Genomic DNA, 19,917 nt, shown 5'->3' with positions numbered 1-19,917 from the left:
GATCGATGCCGACTCGGGTAATCTCGTTCATGGGGCTTCTCCTTCCAAAGGTTTCAGATTGACTTCGCAAATCAATCTTGGCACTCGATGCCGTGACCAGGAAGCGAGAAGTCCCTTCGCATTCATTTCGCTGCGCAAGGCACCCCATCAGCGGGAGCGTTATACGGAGCGGTCGTTGATCAGCTGTGCACCCAGAGCGTGCCTTGTGCCCAGGGCATCGGGTGCTCCCCGCAGCGAAATAAAGGAGGAGCCGAAGGCGGGGGACATTCGCGGAGGGGAGTACCCGGTGGCCTGGGCACGAGGCCCGAACAAAAGCTCCGAATACTTTTGCTAGACGGCTTGCCTGTGCCGTTCGATACACACGTCGAGTGTTTCGCTGCCGGCCCGCTGCCACCAGTCGAGATTCGAAAAGATCTCGACTTCGCTGAACCCCGCGAAGCCCGCGTCCTCGACCCAGCCGCGGATCTTCTTGAGCTCGACCACGCCGTCGCCCATCATCCCGCGGTCCGAGAGCAGGTCGCGCGTGGGCGTGAGCCAGTCGCAGACGTGGTACGCCAGCAGCCGCGCGCGGCCGGCGCGCGCGATCTGCTGCTGCAGCTTCGGATCCCACCACACGTGATAGATGTCCAGCGCCACACCCAGCATGCCGCTCTTGCCCGCATCGAGCTCGTCGCAGATGTCGAGCGCGTGTTCGAGCGTGTTGATGCAGGCGCGGTCGGCCGCCTGCATGGGATGCAGCGGCTCGATGGCCAGCGGCATGCCGACTTCGCGTGCGTATTCGAGCGATGCGGCAATGCCGTCGCGCACCTCGCCGCGCGCGCGGGCGATGTCCTTGTAGGCGGGCTTGCCTTCGAGCGCGCCGGGCAGGGCGCCGACCACCAGCACGAGGCAAGGCGCATCGAGCGTCTTGGCCTCGTCGATAGCGCGGCGGTTGTCGTCGAGCGCGGCCTGGAGGCCCGCCGCATTCGCCGCCGGAAAGAAGCCGCCGCGGCAGTAGCCCGAAAGGCCGATGCCATGCGCCTTCAGCTGCTTTGCGATCTTGTCGAGCCCGACGGCCGCCACCTGGTCGCGCCAGGGGCTGATCGCGCGGATGCCGCGTTCGGCGCACTGGTCGATGATGCGGTCGAGCGGCACCTCGGCGCCCAGTTGCTTGCGGATGGTGGCGGTGTTGATCGACAGCCAGTCGTGGTTCTGCGAGAAGTTGCGCATGGCTTCGATCAATTGTCCACGCCGTGCAGCGCAAGCAGCGTCTTCATGCGCCGCATCGCCAGCTCCGGTTGCTCCAGCAGGTTGGCCGCATCGGCCAGCCGGAACAGCTCGGCGAAGTGCTGCAGCGAACGCGTGCTCTGCTGGCCGCCCACCATCGTGAGGTGCTTCTGGTGGCCGTTGAGCCAGGCCATGAACACCACGCCGGTCTTGTAGAAGCGCGTGGGCGCCGCAAAGATGTGGCGCGACAGCGGCACCGTCGGGCCGAGGATCGCGTGGAATTTTTCCGTATTGCCTTGGGCCAGCGCACCCAGCGCCGCGCTCGCAGCCGGCGCGATGGCGTCGAAGATGCCCAGCAGCGCGTCGCTCTTGCCGTGCGTGGGCTCGCGGCCGAAGCCGTCGCCGGCGATCAGCTCGGCATAGTTGAAGTCGTCGCCCGTGTACATGCGCACGCCCTTTGGCAAGCGGCGGCGCATCGCGATTTCCTTGTCCTTGTCAAGCAGCGAGATCTTGATACCGTCGACCTTGTCGGGATGCGCCGCGATGATGCCGATCGCGGTGTCCATCGCGGCGTCGGTGTCCTTCGTGCCCCAGTAGCCGGCCAGCGCCGGATCGAACATCTCGCCCAGCCAGTGCAGCACCACCGGCTGCCTGGCCTGCGACAGGATGCGGTCGTACACGCGCTCGTAGTCGGCAGGGCTCCTGGCCACGCGCGCGAGCGCACGGCTCGCCATCACGATCAGCTTGCCGCCGAGCGCCTCGATCGCCGCCATCTGCTCTTCGTAGCCGCGGATCACGTCGTCCACGCTCTTGACCTCGTCGAGGTTCAGGTGGTCGGTGCCGCAGCCCGAGGCGACCAGCGCGCCGGGCACGTCCTTCGCGGCATCGAGCGAGCGGCGGATCAGCTCGAGCGAGGTCGGCCAGTCCAGGCCCATGCCGCGCTGCGCGGTGTCCATGGCTTCGGCCACGCCCAGGCCCAGCGAGAACAGGTGGCGACGGTAGGCGATGGTCGCGTCCCAGTCGACGGCGGCCTGCAGCCAGGGGTCGACCGCGGCCAGCGGGTCGGCCACCACGTGCGCGGCCGAGTAGGCGATGCGGTTGAACTTGATGCCCGCATCGGGCTTCACCGGCGCGATGCCGCGCAGGGCGTAGGGCGCGAGCGCGCCGCTCGCGGTGGGAAGGGTCAGCGTCAATGCCATGGCTTGTGCTTCTTCTTCAGACCTTCAGCGCAGGCACGTCGACCCAGCGGCGGTCCTTCCACGATTCGAGCGCAGCCTCGACCAATTGCACGCCCTTGGCGCCTTCGGGCAAGGTCCACTTGTAGGGCTCGTTCTCCACCACGTGGCGGATGAAGTGCTCCCACTGGATCTTGAAGCCGTTGTCGTAGACCTGCGAATCCGGAATCTCCTGCCACTGGTCGAAGAAATTCATCATCTGCTTCTCGTCCGGGTTCCACACCGGCCGCGGCGTGGCCACGCGCGACTGGGCGCGGCAACTCGACAGGCCCGCCACGGCCGAACCGTCGGTGCCGTCGACGTGGAAGGTCACGAGGTCGTCGCGGCGCACGCGCGTGGCCCAGCTCATGTTGATCTGCGCGATCACCGGCTCGCCGTTGTGGCCCGTGAGCTCGCAGGTGGCGTAGGCCGCGTCGTCGGCGGTGGCTTCATACGGCTTGCCGGCTTCGTCCCAGCGCCTGGGGATGTGCGTGGCGCCAATGCACGACACAGACTTCACTTCGCCGAACAGGTTGTCCAGCACGTAGCGCCAGTGGCACATCATGTCCAGGATCATGCCGCCGCCGTCTTCCTTGCGGTAGTTCCAGCTCGGACGCTGGATCGGCTGCAGGTCGCCCTCGAACACCCAGTAGCCGAACTCCAGGCGCACGCTGAGCATGCGGCCGAAGAAGCCCGCGCGGCGCAGCATGTCGAGCTTGCGCAGGCCCGGGAGGAACAGCTTGTCCTGCACCGCGCCGTGCTTCAGGCCCGAGCCTTCGGCCAGGCGCGCGATCTCGACGGCCTCATTGAGATTGGTGGCGATGGGCTTTTCGCAGTACACATGCTTGCCGGCGCGGATCGCCTTGGCCAGCAGCGTCGGGCGCATCTGCGTGGTGCCGGCGTCGAAGAAGATCGTGTCGTCGTTGTTGGCGAGCGCCGCGTCCAGGTCGGTGCCCCAGCGCGCGATGTTGTGGGCCTTGGCGAGCGCTTCCATCTTCTCGGCGTTGCGGCCGATGAGGATCGGGTCGGGCATCACCTTGTCGCCGTTCGACAGCGTGACGCCGCCTTGGGCGCGGATCGCGCAGATGGAGCGGATCAAATGCTGGTTCATGCCCATGCGGCCGGTGACGCCGTGCATGATGATTCCGAGTCGTTGGGTGGCCATCGTTTTCTTCCTTGGGATGCGAGAGAGGTGCTTCAATAGACGGAACGCATGGCGTCCCACGAGATGCCGGCGCCGGGCTTGCCGGTGGCAAAGCCGGGCGCGGTGGCGAGCGGCGACAGGGCTAGCTGTCCGCCGCAGATGGCGAGGCGCACGGCGCCGTCGCTCGGTTCGTAGAGGCCGGGATGCAGCTTCAGCAAGGCCTGCTGCTCCGCCTCGGGCACGGCCGCAAGGCCGTTGACGTAATGGTGTCCGTTGCGCTCGACATGCGAGAGGCCGAGCCAGCCGACCAGCGCGAGGTCCTGCTGCACGCCGATGCCGGCCTGCATGGTCAGGTCTTCGCCGGACAGGAAATAGCGGTCCGCTTTCTCAGAAGCATTCCAGTGCACGCAGCGCGCCGCATTGACCACCGACTTGTAGAAGCCCTTGCAGCTCTTGCTCGACACGCCGGTGTAGCCCAGCGCACGGGCCTGCACGAAGGCATCGAGCATGGCGTCGGATTCATCGATGAGCAGGGGAATGCGCTTGCCCAGCGCCGCCACGTCGCGCCGCAGGGCGGCGTCGCGGCGGATCGGCTGTTCGACGAAGGCCGTCTTCTGCGCGAGCCTCCACAGCACGGGCGTCGACAGCATGCGGTCGAGGAAGACGGCGAAGTCGCCGGCATCGGCGTACTGCTCGTTGCCGTCGAGCGTCACAAGCTGCGCGTGGCCGTCGATCACGCGGGCGATGCGTTCCAGGCGCGCGATGTCCTGCGCCGTGTGGCCGCAGAGCTTGAGCTTGAAATGCGTGAGCCCGTAGCGTTGCACCGCCGCGGCCAGCGTGGTGGGCAGGCCGTCGGCCGGCGCATCGGGCAGCGGGTCGCTGTCGTCGATGGCATCGGCCAGGCCGACCGTGTGGCGCGCCGCGATGCTCTTGCGCGGCGATCGGCCGGCCAGGAAGCCGGACATGCCGAAGCCCGCGAGATCGTCGGCCAGCCCGCTGCCGGCAACATCAATGCCGCACAGGTTGGCGCTCATCGCCGCGGCAAAGCTCTGGCCCGTGTGCAGGCACAGCGCATCCATCAGCGCGCGGTCGATCAGCGCGGGGCCGTAGCTCGCCACCAGCGCCTGCAGGCCCTTGGCTTTCGCGCGGGCCTGCAGCGCGGCGTAGTTCGATGCGAAGTGCGTCCAGGCGGTCTGCGCTTCGTCCTCGGCCAGATAGGCTTCGCGCGCATCGCGCAGCGCAAAGCGAAGCTGCTCGAAGTTCTGCTCGTTGGTGAGCGCCGGGTTCTTGTCGAACCACTTGGGCACCATCATCTCGGCTGCGCAACCCTCGGCCGTTCGGCCGTTCTCGAAGCGGATGCGCGCCCGCACGTAGACCTGCGGGCAGGCCGTGACGGTGGCGGCGCCAAAGCGGAACGGCAGCCTGAGCGCGACGTCGCGCTCGGCAAACCGGATCTCCTCGACGTGGAAACGGGGCGCGTCCATGGGTGCGGCTCAGTGGTCCAGGATACCCTGCGAGAAAAAGTGCGCGCGCACCTCTTTGGTGTAGGCGCCGAACTCGGCCGAGGCCATGACGTCGAGCGTGCGCGGGCGCGGCAGGTCGATGTCGTAGACCGCGGCGATCGAGCCGGGGCGCTCGCTCATCACGATCACGCGGTCCGAGAGAAAGATCGCCTCGGGGATGCTGTGCGTGATCAGCATCACGGTTTTCCTGGAGGCCATCCAGATGCGCTGCAGCTCCAGGTTCATCTTCTCGCGCGTCATCGCGTCGAGCGCGCCGAAGGGTTCGTCCATCAGCAGCACCGAGGGGTCGTGCAGCAGCGCGCGGCAGATCGACGCGCGCTGCTGCATGCCGCCCGAAAGCTGCCAGGGGTACTTGCCCTCGAAGCCCTTGAGGCCCGCCATCTCCATCAGCTCGCGCGCCCGGGCCTCGGAGGCGGCCTTGGGCAGGTGGCGCATCTCGGCCTGCAGCAGGATGTTGTCCTGCACACTGCGCCAGGGCAGCAGCACCGCGCTCTGGAACACGATGCCCACGTCCTTCTGCGGCCCCTTGATCGGCTTGCCCGCCAGCGTGAGCTCGCCGCCGCTGATCGGCAGCAGGCCGGCCACCATCTTGAGCAGCGTGCTCTTGCCGCAGCCCGAAGGGCCGACGACCGAGACGAACTCGCCTTCACGGATGGCAAAGTCGAGCGGCTTCAGCGACTCGACCGGGCCGTCCTTGCTCTGGTAGGTTTTGGCGACGCCGCGCGCTTCGATCAGGTTGGCTTGGGACATGGAGTGCGTGAGGGGTGGCAACAGCGAGCGGGCGCGCGGACGAAAGATCAGTTCGGGAGAAAGTCGAGGGTGACGTAGTCTTCCGGCTTGCCGCGCGTCGAGGCGTCCATGCCGCCGTACTGCACCAGCAGGTCGAGCGAGTCGTTCACGTTCTTCATCGCCACGCGGAACGGGCGCTGGTTGGCCGTTTCCTTCGTGTGGTAGAGCGCCACGCTCTGCTTCATGCCCACGATCAGCGTGTCGCGCACGCCGGCCTTCGGGTTGGCCTTGAGCATGGCGTCGACCGCGGCTTCGGGGCTCTTCTCGGCGGCTTCGGCGGCCTTGGTCGATGCGCGCATGAAGCGCTTCACGAGGTCGGGGTTCTCGGCCAGCAGGTTCTTGTTGGCGATGATGCCGGAGCTGATCTGGTTCACGCCCGAGTCGGCAAAGCGGATCGGCGTCACGGGCTTGCCGGTGGCGTCCTGCAGCTTGATGGCCTGGTCCATCACGTAGCCCAGCAGCAGGTCGGCCTGGCCGTTGATCACCGCATTGAGCTTGGTCTGGCCATCGCCCGAGACGATCTTCACCTGCTCGGGCTTGATGTTGTTGACCTTGAGGAAAAGAGGCCACATCTGCGACATCGAGTCGCCCGGCGTGACGGCCACGGTCTTGCCGATGATGTCCTTGGGCGCCTTGATGTTCTTCTCGCTGAAGCCCATGACCGACATCGGGCTCACCTGGAACAGCACGCCGGTCGACTTCAGCGGCGCGCCCTTGGCGGCGGCCTTGATCATGGTCGTGACGTCGATGTAGCCGAAGGTCGCCGACTTCGCGGCCACCGCCTGCGCCGTGACGGCGGAGCCGCGGCCTTCCTGGATCTCCAGCTCGATGCCCTCGTCGGCGTAGAAGCCCTTTTCCCTGCCGAGGAAGAAGGGCGCATGCTCGCTGTACAGGTACCAGTTGAGCATCAGCGTGACCTTGTCCTTGGGCTTGTCGGCCTGCGCATGTGCGGGAGCGATGGCAAAGCTGGCGAGCGCGGCAAGGACCGAGATGGCGAGCAGCGAGGGAAGCAGTTTCTTCATGACGTTGTCTCCTGGAGTTTTCTGGGTATGACGAAGAAAGGAACTCAGTTCGCGTGGCGCTGCGAGGCATGCCACGGAATCATCACGCGCTCGACGATGTCGACCGCGACGAAAAGAATCACGCCGATGCTCGACAGCACCACGAGCGCGGCAAACATCAGGGGCAGGTCGAAGTTGCCGTTGGCCACCTGCAGCACGTAGCCGATGCCCGAGTTGGAGCCGACGAACTCGCCGACCACCGCACCCACCACGGCCAGCGTCACCGACACCTTCAGGCCGCTGAAGATCGCGGGCATGGCCTGCGGCAGGCTGATCTTGAAGAAGGTCTGCAGCCGGCTCGCGCCCATCGAGCGGGCCAGGTCGAGCATGTCGGGCTCGACCGACTTGAAGCCCATCACCGTCGACACCACCACCGGAAAGAAACCCAGCAGGAACGCACTGATCACCTTCGGAAAGATGCCGAAGCCGAACCACACCACGAAGAGAGGCGCAATCGCCACCTTGGGAATGCTCTGCGAGAACACCAGCAGCGGGTACACGTACGACTCGACCAGCCGCGAGTAGGCGATGACCATCGCAATCGGTATGCCGATCAAGATCGTCAGGCCGAAGCCGCCGAGCGTGGCGAGCGTGGTCTTCCAGCTCTCGGCCAACAGGCGCGGCCATTCGGCCACGAGCTGCTTCACCACTTCCCACGGCGGTGGAATCAGGTAGGCCGGAATCCTGAAGAGCCGGATCGCCACGTCCCACAGCACCAGCAGCAGCAGGATCAAGAGGAACGGGCGCAGGGCCGGAGAAAGCAGGAGCTTGCGGAGCATGAAGACGACCCGGGGCTTGTCGACGGAGGCTTGCTACTGCTGGACCGACAGGCCCGCGGCCTTCACGAGCTGGGCATTGCTCGCGATCTCGTCCTTGATGTAGGCGTCGAACTGCTCGGGCTTGAGCGTCCAGGCATCGGCGCCCAGCTTGAGAAAGCGCTCCTTCACCTCGGGCGTGGCCAGCGCCTTTGCCACTTCGTCGTGCAGGCGGTGGACGATGTCGCGCGGCGTCTTGGCCGGCGCCATCATCCCGATCCAGAAATTGAACTCCGAGCCGGGCACGCCGGCCTCGCTGGTGGTGGGCACGTCGGGCAGGGCGGCGGCGCGCTTGGGCGAGCCGACGGCGAGCGCGAGCAGCTGGCCCTCCTTGATCTGGCCGATCACCGGCGCGATGGGCGAGAAGTAGTAGTCGACGCGGCCCGAGAGCACCTCGGTGACGGCCTCGCCCGATCCCTTGAAGGGAATGTTGGTTGCGTCTATCTTCGCGGCCATCTTGAACTTCTCGGCGTTCAGGTGCGTGGCGCTGCCCTGGCCGGCCGATGCGAAGTTCATGCTCCCGGGCTTGGCGCGTGCGGCGGCCAGAAGCTGCGGCAGCGTCTTGATGTTCTTCGCCGGCGAGATCACCAGCGCGTTGGGCAGCGACGAGATCGGCGTGATGCCGGCGAAGTCGCCCACCGTGTCGAACGGCAGCTTGGCGAAGGTGGAGGGGCTCACCGTGTGCGACGACGAGTGGATCATGACCGTGTAGCCGTCCGGCGCGGCCGTGGCCACTGCCTGCTGGCCGATGGTGCCGCTCGCGCCGCCGCGGTTGTCGATGACCAGCGTCTGGCCCATGCTCTGGCTCATCTTGTCGGCAATGGCGCGGGCAATGATGTCGGTGGTGCTGCCAGCCGCAAACGGCACGATCACGCGGATCGGCTTGCTGGGATAGCCGTTCTGCGCGGATGCGAGGCCGGGCAGCAGTGCGCCCAGGCAGGTGAGCGCCGCAAGGGCGGTGGTGCGTGCGAGTTGCTTCATGGTCGGTTGTCTCCGCGCGGTGGGGCCGCTGTCTTGAATCGATCAATTCACCAATAAGTGAATTAGCGATTTTAGGAAGGGCTGCGCCGCAGCGTCAACCGCCGCTGCCTAGTGAATACCCGAAGGAGGTCTGGAGAGGCCGCAGGGGCCCGCGGGCTCAGTGCAGCACGTAGCCCAGCACGAGGTCGGTCATGTGCGACAGGCGCTGGGCCATGGCCTTGGGCGCGCGCAGGTCACGGCCGAAGATCGCCGAGAGCGTGTGGTTGTTCGAGAGATAGAAGTAGCACAGCGACGCGATCGAGATGTACAGCTGCACCGGGTCCACGCCGGCGCGGAACAGCTTGTCGCGCCGGCCGCGCTCGAGCACCGTGTCCAGCAGCTGCACCAGCGGCGAGTTCATCTCCTGGATGCGTTCGGAGCGCTTGAGGTGCGCCGCGCAATGCAGGTTCTCGCTGTTCAGCAGCGTGATGAACTCGGGGTGCTCCAGGTAGTAGTGCCAGGTGAAGGAGACCAGCTGGCGGATCGCCTCGACCGGGTCGATCTCGTCCAGGTGCAGCCGCTGCTCGGCCTCGCGGATGTCGGCGTAGGTGCGCTCGAGCACCGCCAGGAACAGGTCGTCCTTGCTGCCGAAGTAGTAGTAGATGAGGCGCTTGTTCAGGCCTGCGCGCTCGGCGATGCTGTCCATGCGTGCGCCGGCGAGTCCCCGCTGGGCAAACTCGTCGCGCGCCGACGCAAGGATGGCGAGTTGCGAGCGGTCGGCATCGCGCGAACGCGGCTCGGCCGTTTCGGGCGAGGAATCCTTGGGGGCCTTCATGGCGCGAATTTAACCAATTGGTGAATTAACGCAAGGCGTTGGAGGCGGGCGCACATAATTGCCGGAGACATTGCAGCTGAGGTTCGACTTCCCATGAGTACATCACAACCCGCCGGCCACCTGATCGTCGAATGCCTGGTCGAGCAGGACATGGAGATCGCGTTCGGCGTACCCGGCGAGAGCTTCCTGGCGGTGCTGGACGGCTTTCATGCCTACCGCGAGCGGGCCCGCTTCATCGTCAACCGGCAGGAGGGCGGCGCGGCCTTCATGGCCGAGGCGCACGGCAAGCTCACGGGGCGCCCGGGCGTGTGCTTCGTGACGCGCGGGCCGGGCGCCACCAACGCATCGATCGGCGTGCACACAGCGTTCCAGGATTCGACGCCGATGGTGCTGTTCGTCGGCGACGTCGGCAGCGACTTCCGCGACCGCGAGGCTTTCCAGGAGGTCGACTACGGCAGCTTCTTCGGACCCTGCACCAAGGGCTTTGCCAAGCGCGTGGAGCGCATCGACGACGCCGACCGCATTCCCGAATACGTGGCGCGCGCCTTCGCCACCGCGATGAACGGCCGTCCGGGGCCGGTGGTGCTGGTGCTGCCCGAGGACATGCTGCGCACACAGACCACCGCGCGGCCGCTCAGGCGCGTGGAGGCGGTGCAGCCCTGGAGCGACCCGGGCGCGCTGCGCACGCTGCGCGAGCTGCTGCTGAAGTCCGAGCGGCCGCTGGTGATTGCGGGCGGCGGCGGCTGGACGGCGCAGGCCGCGCAGGCGCTGCAGCGCTTTGCCGAGAACTGGCGGCTGCCGGTGGCCAATGCCTTCCGCTTCCAGGACACTTTCGACAACCACCATCCGCTGTATGCGGGCGACGTCGGCATCGCCATCAATCCGAAGCTCGCACAGCGCGTGAAGGACGCGGACCTGATCCTCGCCATCGGCCCGCGCCTTGGCGAGATGACCACCGGCGGCTACACGCTGCTCGAGGCGCCGAAGGCCCAACAAAAGCTGGTGCACATCCACGCCAGTGCCGAGGAACTCAACCGCGTCTACCAGGCCGACCTGGCCATCAACGCCGGCATGAGCGCCGCCGCGCGCAGCCTCGAGGTGCTGAGCGCACCGCCCACGCTGCCGTGGGAAGAATGGACGTTGCAGGCCCATGCGGACTACGAGGCGAACCTCGAGCCGCAGCCGCTCGCCGGCATGCCGGCCGAAACGCCGCGCGGCCCCATCGACATGGCCGCAGTGGTCGCGCTGTTGCAAAAGCACCTGCCGCCGGACGCGGCCATCACCAACGGCGCCGGCAACTTCGCGAGCTGGGTGCACCGCTACTTCCGCTACCACGGCCTCGCAAAGGGCCACAAGACGCAGCTGGCACCCACCAGCGGCGCGATGGGCTACGGCGTGCCGGCGGGCATTGCGGCCAACCTGACAACGGGGCGCGTGGCCTTCACGATCGCGGGCGACGGCGATTTCCTGATGACCGGGCAAGAGCTCGCGAGCGCTGCGCAGCACGGAGGCAAGAGCATCATCGTGCTGCTGAACAACGGCATGTTCGGCACCATCCGCATGCACCGGGAGCGCGAGTACCCCGAGCGCGAAAGCGGCACCGCGCTGCGCAACCCCGACTTCTGCGGCCTCGCGCGGGCCTACGGCTACGCGGCCGAGCGCGTGACCGAAACCGCGCAGTTCGAGGCCGCGCTGCTGCGCGCGCTGGCGGCCGATACGGGCACGCTGATCGAGATCCCGCTGGACCCGGAGGTGATCACCACGCGCGGCACGCTCGCGTCGATCACTCGGGCGGCGCAGGCGCGGGGCTGAAGAGAGCCGCGGCGCGCGCTTGCCACAGGCGAAAAAAAAGCCGGCATGAGCCGGCTTTCTGATGCGGGAGCGCGGGGCCCCCGGGTGCTTACTTGACGTGCTTGCCGATCAGCGCGGCCAGTTCGAACATCGACACTTGCGGCTTGCCGAAGATTTCCTTCAGCTTGGCGTCGGCGTTGATGTTGCGCTTGTTGGCCTTGTCCTGCAGGTTGTTCTTCTTGATGTAGTCCCACAGCTTGCTCACGACTGCGGTGCGTGGCAGAGGCGTCGAGCCCACAACGGCGGCGAGTGCCGGGCTGGGGGTCAGGGCCTTCATGAACGCAGCGTTGGGCGTGCGCTTCTTGGCGGGAGCGGCCTTCTTTGCAGGAGCCTTCTTCGCGGGTGCAGCCTTCTTCGCAGGAGCAGCAGCCTTCTTTGCGGGAGCCGCCTTCTTGGCCGGTGCGGCCTTCTTCGCAGGAGCCGCAGCCTTCTTTGCGGGAGCGGCCTTCTTTGCCGGAGCTTTCTTGGCCGGAGCCTTCTTTGCAGTTGCCATGGTTGATTTCCTTTTTTGGTTAAACAGTCACCAATGAAAAACTTGCGTCTCCAGTGGCATTGCGGATGCTAAAGGAGAAAAAACGCGTTTCCAAGGGAAAAAGCGGTTTTTTCATTGGGAGTTGTTGTTTTTTCAGAGGGGAGAACCCGTGGTTTTCAGCTTCGGCGCGCGGGCCAGGTCGCCAGCACCACGCCAACGAGTGCAAGAGCGAACGCAAGCAGCTGCGCCGCGGAGAGGCTTTCGCCGAGCACCAGCACGCCCACGAGGGCCGCGCTCACGGGCAGCATCACGGCAAACACGCCCGCTTGCGCAGCGGGCACATGGCGCAATCCGGTCATCCAGAGCCACACGGTCCAGATGCTCGCGGCCAGCGCATAGACCACGAGCAGTGCCCAGGTTCCGAGGCGCACCGCCGTGAAGTCGAACTGCAGCGCAAACCAGATGCCGAAGGGCATCGACAGCACGAAGCCCCAGAGGTTGATGAGCGAGGAGATCCGCTTGGGGCCGAGCCGGCCGGTGAGCGACTTGCCGATCACCGCATAGGCGGTTTCGCACAGCACCGCGCAGAACACGAGCAGATTGCCGAGCCAAGGCATCGAAGGCGCGGCGGCGCCGTTGTCGCCCGCTGCCGGTGCATGCGCGGGCGTCAGGGCCAGCAGGCCGATGCCGATCGCAGCGCAGCCTATGGCCAGGCCGATGCGCACCGTGATGCGCTCGCGCAGGAAGAGCCAGCTCGCCACCGCCACGGCCGCCGGGATCGAAGCCATGATCACGCCGGCGGACACCGCGCTGGTCAGGCTCACGCCGAACAGCATGCAGATCGAGAACAGGAAGTTGCCGAGGAACGATTCGAGAAAGACCAGCCCGCGCGTGCGTGCACTCATCGGCGGTTCGCCCGGAGCGCGCCGCAGCCAGTGCGGCATGGCGAGCGCCGCGATGCCGAAGCGCAGCCAGGCGAGCAACAGCACCGGGAAGGCCGCCACCAGCGGCTTGGAGAGGGCGACGTAGCCGCCGACGAGCGACATGCTCAGGGCCAGGCAACCATAGGCCAGCAGGCGGCTGGCGGGAGCAGCGGTGTTCAATAGACTGGACGGCTTGTTGTTGGAACGATGGATTCGATGATGCCCCAATCTCCCGGGCCCGATGTCGCGCCGGACGCAGGCGCGCAGCGCCACGTCTTCGTCTACGGCACCCTGCGCCGCGGCGGGCGCAACGACATCGCGCGCTATCGGCCCGTGCCGGTCCACGTGGCCGACGCAAGCATTGCCGCCACGCTGTACGACCTCGGCGCCTACCCCGGCGCGGTGCTCGGCGGGCAGCGGCGCGTCTTCGGCGAGATCTACCGCGTCGCGCCCCAGGTGGAGGCCGAGCTCGACCGGCTCGAGGGCGTCGCCGACGACGGCTCCGGCGAATACATCCGCCGCCACCTGATCGTGGCAGCAGGTGCGCAGCGTTTCGAATGCCTGGTCTACGAGATCCATCCATCGCGCATCGAGGGGCGCGCGGTGATCGACAGCGGCGACTGGATGGCCCATGCCGCTGCCAGCTGAGGCGTGCGCGGCGCTTCGTTTTCACGCCTGAAAGGTCGATTGCACATTGCGAAAAGAGCGGCTGCTGCGGCGCAATATTTTTTCTCAATATGAGAAAAATAATTTTGCATGGAGAAATGTCTTTGTAAGTGATTGATTTTGCTGGACTAAGAATATGTCTTCTATAAGACATAAGAGTCTGGCTTCGGTTTAGAGTAGCTCCACGGCCGCAGCGCCCGATCCTTTCAACCAACCTCACGGAGTGACCATGCCCCAGACCCTCACCGAACAATTGAGCCGCGAACAGCAAATTGCCGCCCTCGAGAAAGAATGGGCCACCAATCCCCGCTGGAAGGGCATCAAGCGCGGCTACAGCGCCGCCGACGTGGTTCGCCTTCGCGGCTCCTTCCCCATCGAGCACACGCTTGCGCGCCGCGGCGCCGAGAAGCTCTGGGAGCTGGTGAACAACGAGCCCTACGTCAATTGCCTCGGCGCGCTCACGGGCGGCCAGGCCATGCAGCAGGTGAAGGCCGGCGTGAAGGCCATCTACCTGTCGGGCTGGCAGGTTGCCGCGGACGCCAACACCTACTCGTCGATGTACCCCGACCAGTCGCTGTACCCGGTGGACTCGGTGCCGACCGTGGTGGAGCGCATCAACAACACCTTCCGCCGCGCGGACGAAATCCAGTGGTCCAAGAACGTGAACCCGGGCGACAAGGGCTATGTCGACTACTTCGCGCCCATCGTCGCTGACGCCGAAGCCGGCTTTGGCGGCGTGCTGAACGGCTTCGAGCTGATGAAGGCCATGATCAAGGCCGGCGCCGGCGGCGTGCACTTCGAAGACCAGCTCGCCTCGGTCAAGAAGTGCGGCCACATGGGCGGCAAGGTGCTCGTGCCCACCACCGAGGCCGTGCAGAAGCTCATCGCCGCGCGCATGGCCGCCGACGTCTGCGGCACGCCGACGCTCGTGATTGCCCGCACCGACGCCGAAGCCGCCGACCTCATCACCAGCGACTACGACGAGAACGACAAGCCCTTCCTCACCGGCGAACGCACCGCCGAAGGCTTCTACAAGACCAAGAAGGGCATTGACCAGGCCATCAGCCGCGCCATTGCCTACGCCCACTACGCTGACCTGGTGTGGTGCGAAACCGGCACGCCCGACCTCGAGTTTGCCAAGCGGTTTGCCGACGCGGTCCACAAGGTGCACCCCGGCAAGATGCTGGCCTACAACTGCTCGCCGTCCTTCAACTGGAAGAAGAACCTCGACGACGCCACCATTGCCAAGTTCCAGAAGGAGCTCGGCGCCATGGGCTACAAGTACCAGTTCATCACGCTGGCCGGCATCCACTCGATGTGGTTCAACATGTTCGATCTGGCGCAAGACTACGTGCAGCGCGGCATGTCGGCCTACGTCGAGAAGGTGCAGGAGCCCGAATTCGCGGCGCGCGATCGCGGTTACACCTTCGTGTCGCACCAGCAGGAAGTCGGCACCGGCTACTTCGACGAGGTGACCACGGTCATCCAGGGCGGCAAGTCCAGCGTCACGGCGCTGACCGGCTCGACCGAGGAAGAGCAGTTCCACTGATCCGCTGAATCCGCCAGCACAACGATTTCGCTGTCACCTTCGAGCCCGGCCGAGCGCCGGGCTTTTTTTTGGGCTCGGCGGCCAGCGGATAGAATTGCGCCCTCTGCACCCAACAAGAGCGAGAAAGGCACCTTGGTTATGACACCGCGAACTACTCCGCAAGGATTCAGCGGCTTTTTCTTCGTCTCCGAAGAAAAGGGCCGGTAGCCCGCGCTCGCTGGTTTCTGCCAGCTCTCATCCCAAGCAAAGCGCGGCCAGTCACCGCGCTTTTTGTTTTTTCGCCCGAGGTTTTCCATGATCCAGATCACGCTCCCCGACAACTCGCGCCGCGAGTTCCCCGGCCCGGTTTCGGTGGCCGAAGTTGCCCAGTCCATCGGACCCGGGCTCGCCAAGATGACGGTGGCCGGCAAGGTCGACGGCAAGCTCGTCGATGCCAGCGACGTCATCGACCATGACGCCAAGCTCCAGATCATCACGCCCAGGGACGACGAGGGCCTGGAGATCATCCGCCACTCGACGGCCCACCTGGTTGGCCACGCCGTGAAGCAGCTCTACCCGACGGCCAAGATGGTCATCGGCCCGGTGATCGAGGAGGGCTTCTACTACGACATCTCCTACGAGCGCCCCTTCACGCCCGAGGACATGGCCGCCATCGAGGCGCGCATGCGCGAGCTCATTGCGCAGGACTACGACGTGGTCAAGAAGATGACGCCGCGCGCCGAGGTCATCGAGGTCTTCAAGTCGCGCGGCGAGGACTACAAGCTGCGCCTAGTCGAGGACATGCCCGACGAACAGGCCATGGGCCTGTACTACCACCAGGAATACGTCGACATGTGCCGCGGCCCGCACGTGCCGAACACGCGCTTCCTGAAGGTCTTCAAGCTCACGAAGCTCGCCGGCGCCTACTGGCGCGGCGACGCCAAGAACGAGCAGCTGCAGCGCATCTACGGCACGGCCTGGGCCGACAAGAAGCAGCTCGACCAGTACATCCAGCGCATCGAGGAAGCCGAGAAGCGCGACCACCGCAAGCTGGGCAAGGAGCTGGACCTGTTCCACATCGACGAAGTGGCGCCGGGCGTGGTGTTCTGGCACCCCAAGGGCTGGGCCCTGTGGCAGGCGGTCGAGCAGTACATGCGCGGCATCTACCGCGACACGGGCTACTGGGAAGTGAAGGGCCCGCAGATCCTCGACAAGAGCCTGTGGGAGAAAACGGGCCACTGGCAGAACTACCGCGACAACATGTTCACGACGGAGTCGGAAAAGCGCGAATACGCGCTCAAGCCGATGAACTGCCCGGGCCACGTGCTCATCTTCAAGAGCGACCTGCGCAGCTACCGCGACCTGCCGCTGCGCTACGGCGAGTTCGGCCAGTGCCACCGCAACGAGCCCAGCGGCGCGCTGCACGGCATCATGCGCGTGCGCGGCTTCACGCAGGACGACGGCCACATCTTCTGCACGGAGGACCAGATCCTCGAAGAATGCGTGGCCTACACGGCGCAGCTGCAGAAGGTCTACGCCGACTTCGGCTTCACGGAAATCCTCTACAAGGTGGCCACGCGCCCCGACAACCGCGTGGGCTCCGACGAGCTCTGGGACAAGGCCGAGCACGCGGTGATGGAGGCGCTGCGCCGTTCGGGCGTCGACTTCATCATCTCGCCCGGCGATGGTGCCTTCTACGGCCCCAAGATCGAATACACGCTGAAGGACGCGCTGGGCCGCCAGTGGCAATGCGGCACGATGCAGGTCGACTTCAACACGGCCGAGCGCCTGGGCGGCGAGTACGTCACGGAAACGAGCGGCCGTGCCCATCCCGTCATGCTGCACCGCGCCATCGTCGGCAGCCTCGAGCGCTTCATCGGCATGCTGATCGAACACCATGCCGGCGCGCTGCCCGCATGGCTCGCTCCGGTGCAGGTGGCGGTGCTCAACATCAGCGAAGGCCAGGCCGACTACGCCGCTTCAGTGGCGAAAACGCTGCAGAATCAAGGGCTTAGGGTCCAGCTGGATCTGCACAACGAGAAGATTACGTATAAAATACGCAAGCATTCGTTGCAAAAGCTTCCCTACATCCTTGTCGTAGGCGACAAAGAGAGAGAAGCTGGTGCCGTCGCAGTGCGCGCCCGGGGCAATCAAGACCTCGGTGCAATGTCCCTCGAATCGTTCGTGCAACGGCTCGTCCAGGATGTTGCTGACAAGCGTTGATTTGTCCCGGAAGCACCCTCATATGTGCTTCTCGTCCAAATCATGCCGCTTGTCCGCGAGGACTGACCCGGCGTCCGCTACAGATTTTGTAGCAATTTTTGAAGGATTCTGACCATCGCTACTGCATTTCGCGACCGCCGCCACCGCGAGGAACGCCAACACCGCCTGAACCGGGAAATCATGGCCCCGGAAGTCCGCCTTGTAGGCCCGGAAAACGAGCCATTGGGTGTTATGAGTCTCTCCGAGGCCTTGCGCCTCGCCGGTGAGGCTGACGTGGATCTGGTAGAGGTCGTTGCCGCGGCCAATCCGCCCGTGTGCCGTCTGATCGAGTACGGCAAGTTCAAGTACCACGAGCAGAAGAAGGCGGCCGAGGCCAAGTCGAAGCAGAAGGTCATCGAGGTCAAGGAAATCAAGTTCCGCCCCGGTACCGACGACGGCGACTACAACATCAAGATGCGCAACATCAAGCGCTTTCTTGAAGAGGGCGACAAATGCAAGATCACGCTGCGCTTCCGTGGCCGCGAGATCACGCACCAGGAACTCGGCCTGGCGCTGCTGCAGCGGATCCGCGATGAGCTGGGCGACCTGATCGTCGTGGAGCAGTTTCCGAAGCTCGAAGGCCGGCAGATGATCATGATGATCGCGCCGGGCCGCAAGAAGCCGGGCGGCGGCGGTGGTGCCGCAAAGCCGGCTTCTTCGGAAGCTTCGGCGCCCGCGGCGGCCTGAAAAGGCTGCCACGGCAGCGGGTAGAGATAGCAGGGTTTGATGAAGAATTTCGCCGCTGCCGGCGCTTCGCAAGAAGGGCAGGCAGTGGCGGGATAAAGAAGTGTCTCGGGGCCAACAAGTCCGTGGAGTATCCGCGGCGCCTCACGAGCACAAACTAAAGGAGCATTCACATGCCCAAAATGAAGACCAAGAGCAGCGCGAAAAAACGTTTCCGCGTTCGTCCCGGTGGCACCGTCAAGCGCGGTCAAGCCTTCAAGCGTCACATCTTGACGAAGAAGACCACCAAGAACAAGCGTCACCTGCGTGGTGCAGTCGCAGTGCATGAGACCAACATGGTTTCTGTCGCCGCCATGCTGCCCGGCCGTGGCATTTAACTCAGACGAACAAGGAGTACACACATGCCTCGCGTCAAACGTGGTGTAACGGCTCGCGCCCGCCACAAGAAAGTTCTCGCACTCGCCAAGGGTTTCCGCGGTCGCCGCGGTAATGTCTTCCGCATCGCCAAACAGGCGGTGATGAAGGCTGGGCAATACGCCTACCGTGACCGCCGCACCAAGAAGCGCGTTTTCCGTCAACTGTGGATCGCGCGTATCAACGCCGCCTCGCGCGAACTGGGCCTGACCTACAGCCAGTTCGCCAACGGCATCCGCAAGGCCGGGATCGAGATCGACCGCAAGATGCTTGCGGACATCGCAGTGCACGACAAGGCCGCTTTTGCCGGCATCGTGGAGCAGGTCAAGGCCAAGCTGGCTGCTTGATTCTGCACAGCAGGAGTGCCGCCTTCGGGCGGCTTCCTGCGCCCACGGCACAAGGGCTGGCGCTTGAAAAGGCTCCAGCTCTTTTTTTATTTCCCCGCCTAATTTTGTTGCTATGAACGAGTTGGACTCCCTTGTCGCCACCGCCCGCGCCGCCTTCGCCGAAGCGAAAACGCCCGCCGAGCTCGAAAACGCCAAGGCCCAGTTCCTCGGCAAGTCGGGCCGCATCACCGAGCTGATGAAGGGCATGGCCGCGCTCAGCGTCGACGAGAAGAAGTCGCGCGGCGCCGCCATCAACGTGGCCAAGCAGGCGATCGAAGCCGCGCTGACCGACCGCCGCCAGCAGCTCGCCGACGAAGAGCTTTCGCTGCAGCTGCGCGCCGAGGCGCTCGACGTGAGCCTGCCCGGACGCCGCCGCATTCCGGGCGGCCTGCATCCCGTGAGCCGCACGCTGGAGCGCATCGAGGAGATCTTCTCGAGCATGGGCTTCGACGTGGCCGACGGCCCCGAGATCGAGAGCGACTGGCACAGCTTCACCTCGCTCAACAACCCGCCGAACCACCCGGCGCGTTCGATGCAGGACACCTTCTACGTCGACCTCAACGGCGACGACGGCATTCCGTACAACCTGCGTCCGCACACCAGCCCGATGCAGGTGCGCTATGCGCATCAGCACATCAAGAAGTACGCCGCCGAATTCGCTGCGGCCGCGGCCGATGCCACCGGCACCGTCAAGGCGCCCGAGATCCGCGTGATTGCGCCGGGCCGTACCTACCGCGTCGACAGCGACGCCACGCACTCGCCGATGTTCCACCAGTGCGAAGGCCTGTGGCTCGGCGAGAACGTGAGCTTCAAGGACCTGAAGGTGGTGTTCACCGACTTCTGCCGCACCTTCTTCGAGAGCGAGGACCTCGTGCTGCGCTTCCGCCCGAGCTTCTTCCCGTTCACCGAGCCCAGCGCCGAGATCGACATCCAGTTTGCGAGCGGCCCGCTGGCCGGCCGCTGGCTCGAAGTGGCGGGTTCGGGCCAGGTGCATCCGAACGTGGTGCGCAACATGGGGCTGGACCCCGAGCGCTACATCGGCTTTGCCTTTGGCATGGGCCCCGACCGGCTCACCATGCTGCGCTACGGCGTGAACGACCTGCGGCTGTTCTTCGACGGCGACTTGCGCTTTCTCTCGCAGTTCCAGTAAGCACCCGTCCATAGAAACAAATACGAATACGAGA

19 protein-coding genes are annotated in these 19,917 nt (G+C 65.4%); 8 read left to right on the top strand and 11 right to left on the bottom strand.

Annotated features, from left to right (window positions below; genetic code table 11):
* Positions 1-330 precede the first annotated feature (330 nt).
* From AC1DSC_RS07830 to AC1DSC_RS07790, 9 genes are all read right to left on the bottom strand, one after another.
* Positions 331-1,209 (bottom strand): sugar phosphate isomerase/epimerase family protein, encoded by an 879-nt coding sequence (locus AC1DSC_RS07830; protein ID WP_012746993.1) that lies wholly within the window; start codon positions 1,207-1,209, stop codon positions 331-333.
* Between the two features lie 8 nt (positions 1,210-1,217).
* Positions 1,218-2,405, bottom strand: coding sequence for a dihydrodipicolinate synthase family protein (locus tag AC1DSC_RS07825; protein ID WP_012746994.1), 1,188 nt, complete (start codon positions 2,403-2,405; stop codon positions 1,218-1,220).
* Positions 2,406-2,421: 16 nt separating this feature from the next.
* Entirely contained in the window at positions 2,422-3,585 is a 1,164-nt protein-coding gene (locus tag AC1DSC_RS07820) for a Gfo/Idh/MocA family protein (protein ID WP_012746995.1), read from the bottom strand.
* A gap of 32 nt (positions 3,586-3,617) precedes the next feature.
* Complete coding sequence (locus AC1DSC_RS07815) at positions 3,618-5,048, bottom strand: enolase C-terminal domain-like protein (RefSeq protein ID WP_012746996.1); 1,431 nt, start codon at positions 5,046-5,048, stop codon at positions 3,618-3,620.
* Positions 5,049-5,057: 9 nt separating this feature from the next.
* Positions 5,058-5,837, bottom strand: a complete 780-nt coding sequence (locus AC1DSC_RS07810) for an ABC transporter ATP-binding protein (RefSeq protein ID WP_012746997.1) — start codon at positions 5,835-5,837, stop codon at positions 5,058-5,060.
* A 47-nt stretch (positions 5,838-5,884) separates the two neighbouring features.
* Positions 5,885-6,898 carry an ABC transporter substrate-binding protein gene (locus AC1DSC_RS07805; RefSeq protein ID WP_062362122.1) on the bottom strand — a complete coding sequence of 338 codons (1,014 nt, stop codon included), beginning with the start codon at positions 6,896-6,898 and terminating at the stop codon, positions 5,885-5,887.
* Between the two features lie 44 nt (positions 6,899-6,942).
* Positions 6,943-7,716, bottom strand: a complete 774-nt coding sequence (locus AC1DSC_RS07800; protein ID WP_012746999.1) for an ABC transporter permease — start codon at positions 7,714-7,716, stop codon at positions 6,943-6,945.
* A gap of 33 nt (positions 7,717-7,749) precedes the next feature.
* Complete coding sequence (locus tag AC1DSC_RS07795; RefSeq protein WP_012747000.1) at positions 7,750-8,733, bottom strand: tripartite tricarboxylate transporter substrate binding protein; 984 nt, start codon at positions 8,731-8,733, stop codon at positions 7,750-7,752.
* Positions 8,734-8,890: 157 nt separating this feature from the next.
* Positions 8,891-9,547 carry a TetR/AcrR family transcriptional regulator gene (locus tag AC1DSC_RS07790; protein ID WP_012747001.1) on the bottom strand — a complete coding sequence of 219 codons (657 nt, stop codon included), beginning with the start codon at positions 9,545-9,547 and terminating at the stop codon, positions 8,891-8,893.
* Between the two features lie 93 nt (positions 9,548-9,640).
* Here AC1DSC_RS07790 and AC1DSC_RS07785 point away from each other — a divergent pair, with 93 nt between their 5' ends.
* The gene (locus AC1DSC_RS07785) at positions 9,641-11,359 is read left to right on the top strand and encodes a thiamine pyrophosphate-binding protein (protein WP_478131795.1); all 1,719 of its coding nucleotides are present in this window, start codon (positions 9,641-9,643) and stop codon (positions 11,357-11,359) included.
* A gap of 88 nt (positions 11,360-11,447) precedes the next feature.
* Here AC1DSC_RS07785 and AC1DSC_RS07780 read toward each other — a convergent pair whose 3' ends face one another.
* Positions 11,448-11,891 carry an SWIB/MDM2 domain-containing protein gene (locus AC1DSC_RS07780; RefSeq protein ID WP_012747003.1) on the bottom strand — a complete coding sequence of 148 codons (444 nt, stop codon included), beginning with the start codon at positions 11,889-11,891 and terminating at the stop codon, positions 11,448-11,450.
* A 155-nt stretch (positions 11,892-12,046) separates the two neighbouring features.
* The gene (locus AC1DSC_RS07775) at positions 12,047-12,973 is read right to left on the bottom strand and encodes a DMT family transporter (RefSeq protein WP_012747004.1); all 927 of its coding nucleotides are present in this window, start codon (positions 12,971-12,973) and stop codon (positions 12,047-12,049) included.
* A 39-nt stretch (positions 12,974-13,012) separates the two neighbouring features.
* Here AC1DSC_RS07775 and AC1DSC_RS07770 point away from each other — a divergent pair, with 39 nt between their 5' ends.
* The 7 genes from AC1DSC_RS07770 to pheS all read left to right on the top strand — a co-directional run bounded on the left by AC1DSC_RS07770 (position 13,013) and on the right by pheS (position 19,883).
* On the top strand, positions 13,013-13,441 hold the full coding sequence (locus tag AC1DSC_RS07770) for a gamma-glutamylcyclotransferase family protein (protein ID WP_012747005.1): 429 nt from the start codon (positions 13,013-13,015) through the stop codon (positions 13,439-13,441).
* A gap of 247 nt (positions 13,442-13,688) precedes the next feature.
* The gene (gene aceA, locus AC1DSC_RS07765; protein ID WP_012747006.1) at positions 13,689-15,008 is read left to right on the top strand and encodes an isocitrate lyase; all 1,320 of its coding nucleotides are present in this window, start codon (positions 13,689-13,691) and stop codon (positions 15,006-15,008) included.
* 294 nt (positions 15,009-15,302) lie between these two features.
* Complete coding sequence (gene thrS, locus AC1DSC_RS07760) at positions 15,303-17,210, top strand: threonine--tRNA ligase (RefSeq protein ID WP_412510663.1); 1,908 nt, start codon at positions 15,303-15,305, stop codon at positions 17,208-17,210.
* Positions 17,211-17,315: 105 nt separating this feature from the next.
* Positions 17,316-17,936 carry a translation initiation factor IF-3 gene (gene infC, locus AC1DSC_RS07755; RefSeq protein WP_080515731.1) on the top strand — a complete coding sequence of 207 codons (621 nt, stop codon included), beginning with the start codon at positions 17,316-17,318 and terminating at the stop codon, positions 17,934-17,936.
* Between the two features lie 170 nt (positions 17,937-18,106).
* Positions 18,107-18,310 carry a 50S ribosomal protein L35 gene (gene rpmI, locus AC1DSC_RS07750; RefSeq protein ID WP_007832497.1) on the top strand — a complete coding sequence of 68 codons (204 nt, stop codon included), beginning with the start codon at positions 18,107-18,109 and terminating at the stop codon, positions 18,308-18,310.
* A gap of 24 nt (positions 18,311-18,334) precedes the next feature.
* Positions 18,335-18,694: a 50S ribosomal protein L20 gene (gene rplT / locus AC1DSC_RS07745; RefSeq protein WP_012747009.1), complete on the top strand. Its 360-nt coding sequence runs from the start codon at positions 18,335-18,337 to the stop codon at positions 18,692-18,694.
* 112 nt (positions 18,695-18,806) lie between these two features.
* The gene (gene pheS / locus AC1DSC_RS07740; protein WP_436298297.1) at positions 18,807-19,883 is read left to right on the top strand and encodes a phenylalanine--tRNA ligase subunit alpha; all 1,077 of its coding nucleotides are present in this window, start codon (positions 18,807-18,809) and stop codon (positions 19,881-19,883) included.
* Positions 19,884-19,917: the final 34 nt, after the last annotated feature.

It is taken from the genome of Variovorax sp. 01N425 (genome assembly GCF_056399465.1).
Note: the sequence above shows the minus strand (reverse complement) of the source record. Positions and strands in the feature narration are given on the sequence as shown.

Bases quoted from the DNA above. Each gene is read 5' to 3' on its own strand.
- AC1DSC_RS07830 (WP_012746993.1), bottom strand. From the start codon at position 1,209: ATGCGCAACTTCTCGCAGAACCACGACTGGCTGTCGATCAACACCGCC.
- AC1DSC_RS07825 (WP_012746994.1), bottom strand. From the start codon at position 2,405: ATGGCATTGACGCTGACCCTTCCCACCGCGAGCGGCGCGCTCGCGCCC.
- AC1DSC_RS07820 (WP_012746995.1), bottom strand. From the start codon at position 3,585: ATGGCCACCCAACGACTCGGAATCATCATGCACGGCGTCACCGGCCGC.
- AC1DSC_RS07815 (WP_012746996.1), bottom strand. From the start codon at position 5,048: ATGGACGCGCCCCGTTTCCACGTCGAGGAGATCCGGTTTGCCGAGCGC.
- AC1DSC_RS07810 (WP_012746997.1), bottom strand. From the start codon at position 5,837: ATGTCCCAAGCCAACCTGATCGAAGCGCGCGGCGTCGCCAAAACCTAC.
- AC1DSC_RS07805 (WP_062362122.1), bottom strand. From the start codon at position 6,898: ATGAAGAAACTGCTTCCCTCGCTGCTCGCCATCTCGGTCCTTGCCGCG.
- AC1DSC_RS07800 (WP_012746999.1), bottom strand. From the start codon at position 7,716: ATGCTCCGCAAGCTCCTGCTTTCTCCGGCCCTGCGCCCGTTCCTCTTG.
- AC1DSC_RS07795 (WP_012747000.1), bottom strand. From the start codon at position 8,733: ATGAAGCAACTCGCACGCACCACCGCCCTTGCGGCGCTCACCTGCCTG.
- AC1DSC_RS07790 (WP_012747001.1), bottom strand. From the start codon at position 9,547: ATGAAGGCCCCCAAGGATTCCTCGCCCGAAACGGCCGAGCCGCGTTCG.
- AC1DSC_RS07785 (WP_478131795.1), top strand. From the start codon at position 9,641: ATGAGTACATCACAACCCGCCGGCCACCTGATCGTCGAATGCCTGGTC.
- AC1DSC_RS07780 (WP_012747003.1), bottom strand. From the start codon at position 11,891: ATGGCAACTGCAAAGAAGGCTCCGGCCAAGAAAGCTCCGGCAAAGAAG.
- AC1DSC_RS07770 (WP_012747005.1), top strand. From the start codon at position 13,013: ATGCCCCAATCTCCCGGGCCCGATGTCGCGCCGGACGCAGGCGCGCAG.
- aceA (WP_012747006.1), top strand. From the start codon at position 13,689: ATGCCCCAGACCCTCACCGAACAATTGAGCCGCGAACAGCAAATTGCC.
- thrS (WP_412510663.1), top strand. From the start codon at position 15,303: ATGATCCAGATCACGCTCCCCGACAACTCGCGCCGCGAGTTCCCCGGC.
- rpmI (WP_007832497.1), top strand. From the start codon at position 18,107: ATGCCCAAAATGAAGACCAAGAGCAGCGCGAAAAAACGTTTCCGCGTT.
- rplT (WP_012747009.1), top strand. From the start codon at position 18,335: ATGCCTCGCGTCAAACGTGGTGTAACGGCTCGCGCCCGCCACAAGAAA.
- pheS (WP_436298297.1), top strand. From the start codon at position 18,807: ATGAACGAGTTGGACTCCCTTGTCGCCACCGCCCGCGCCGCCTTCGCC.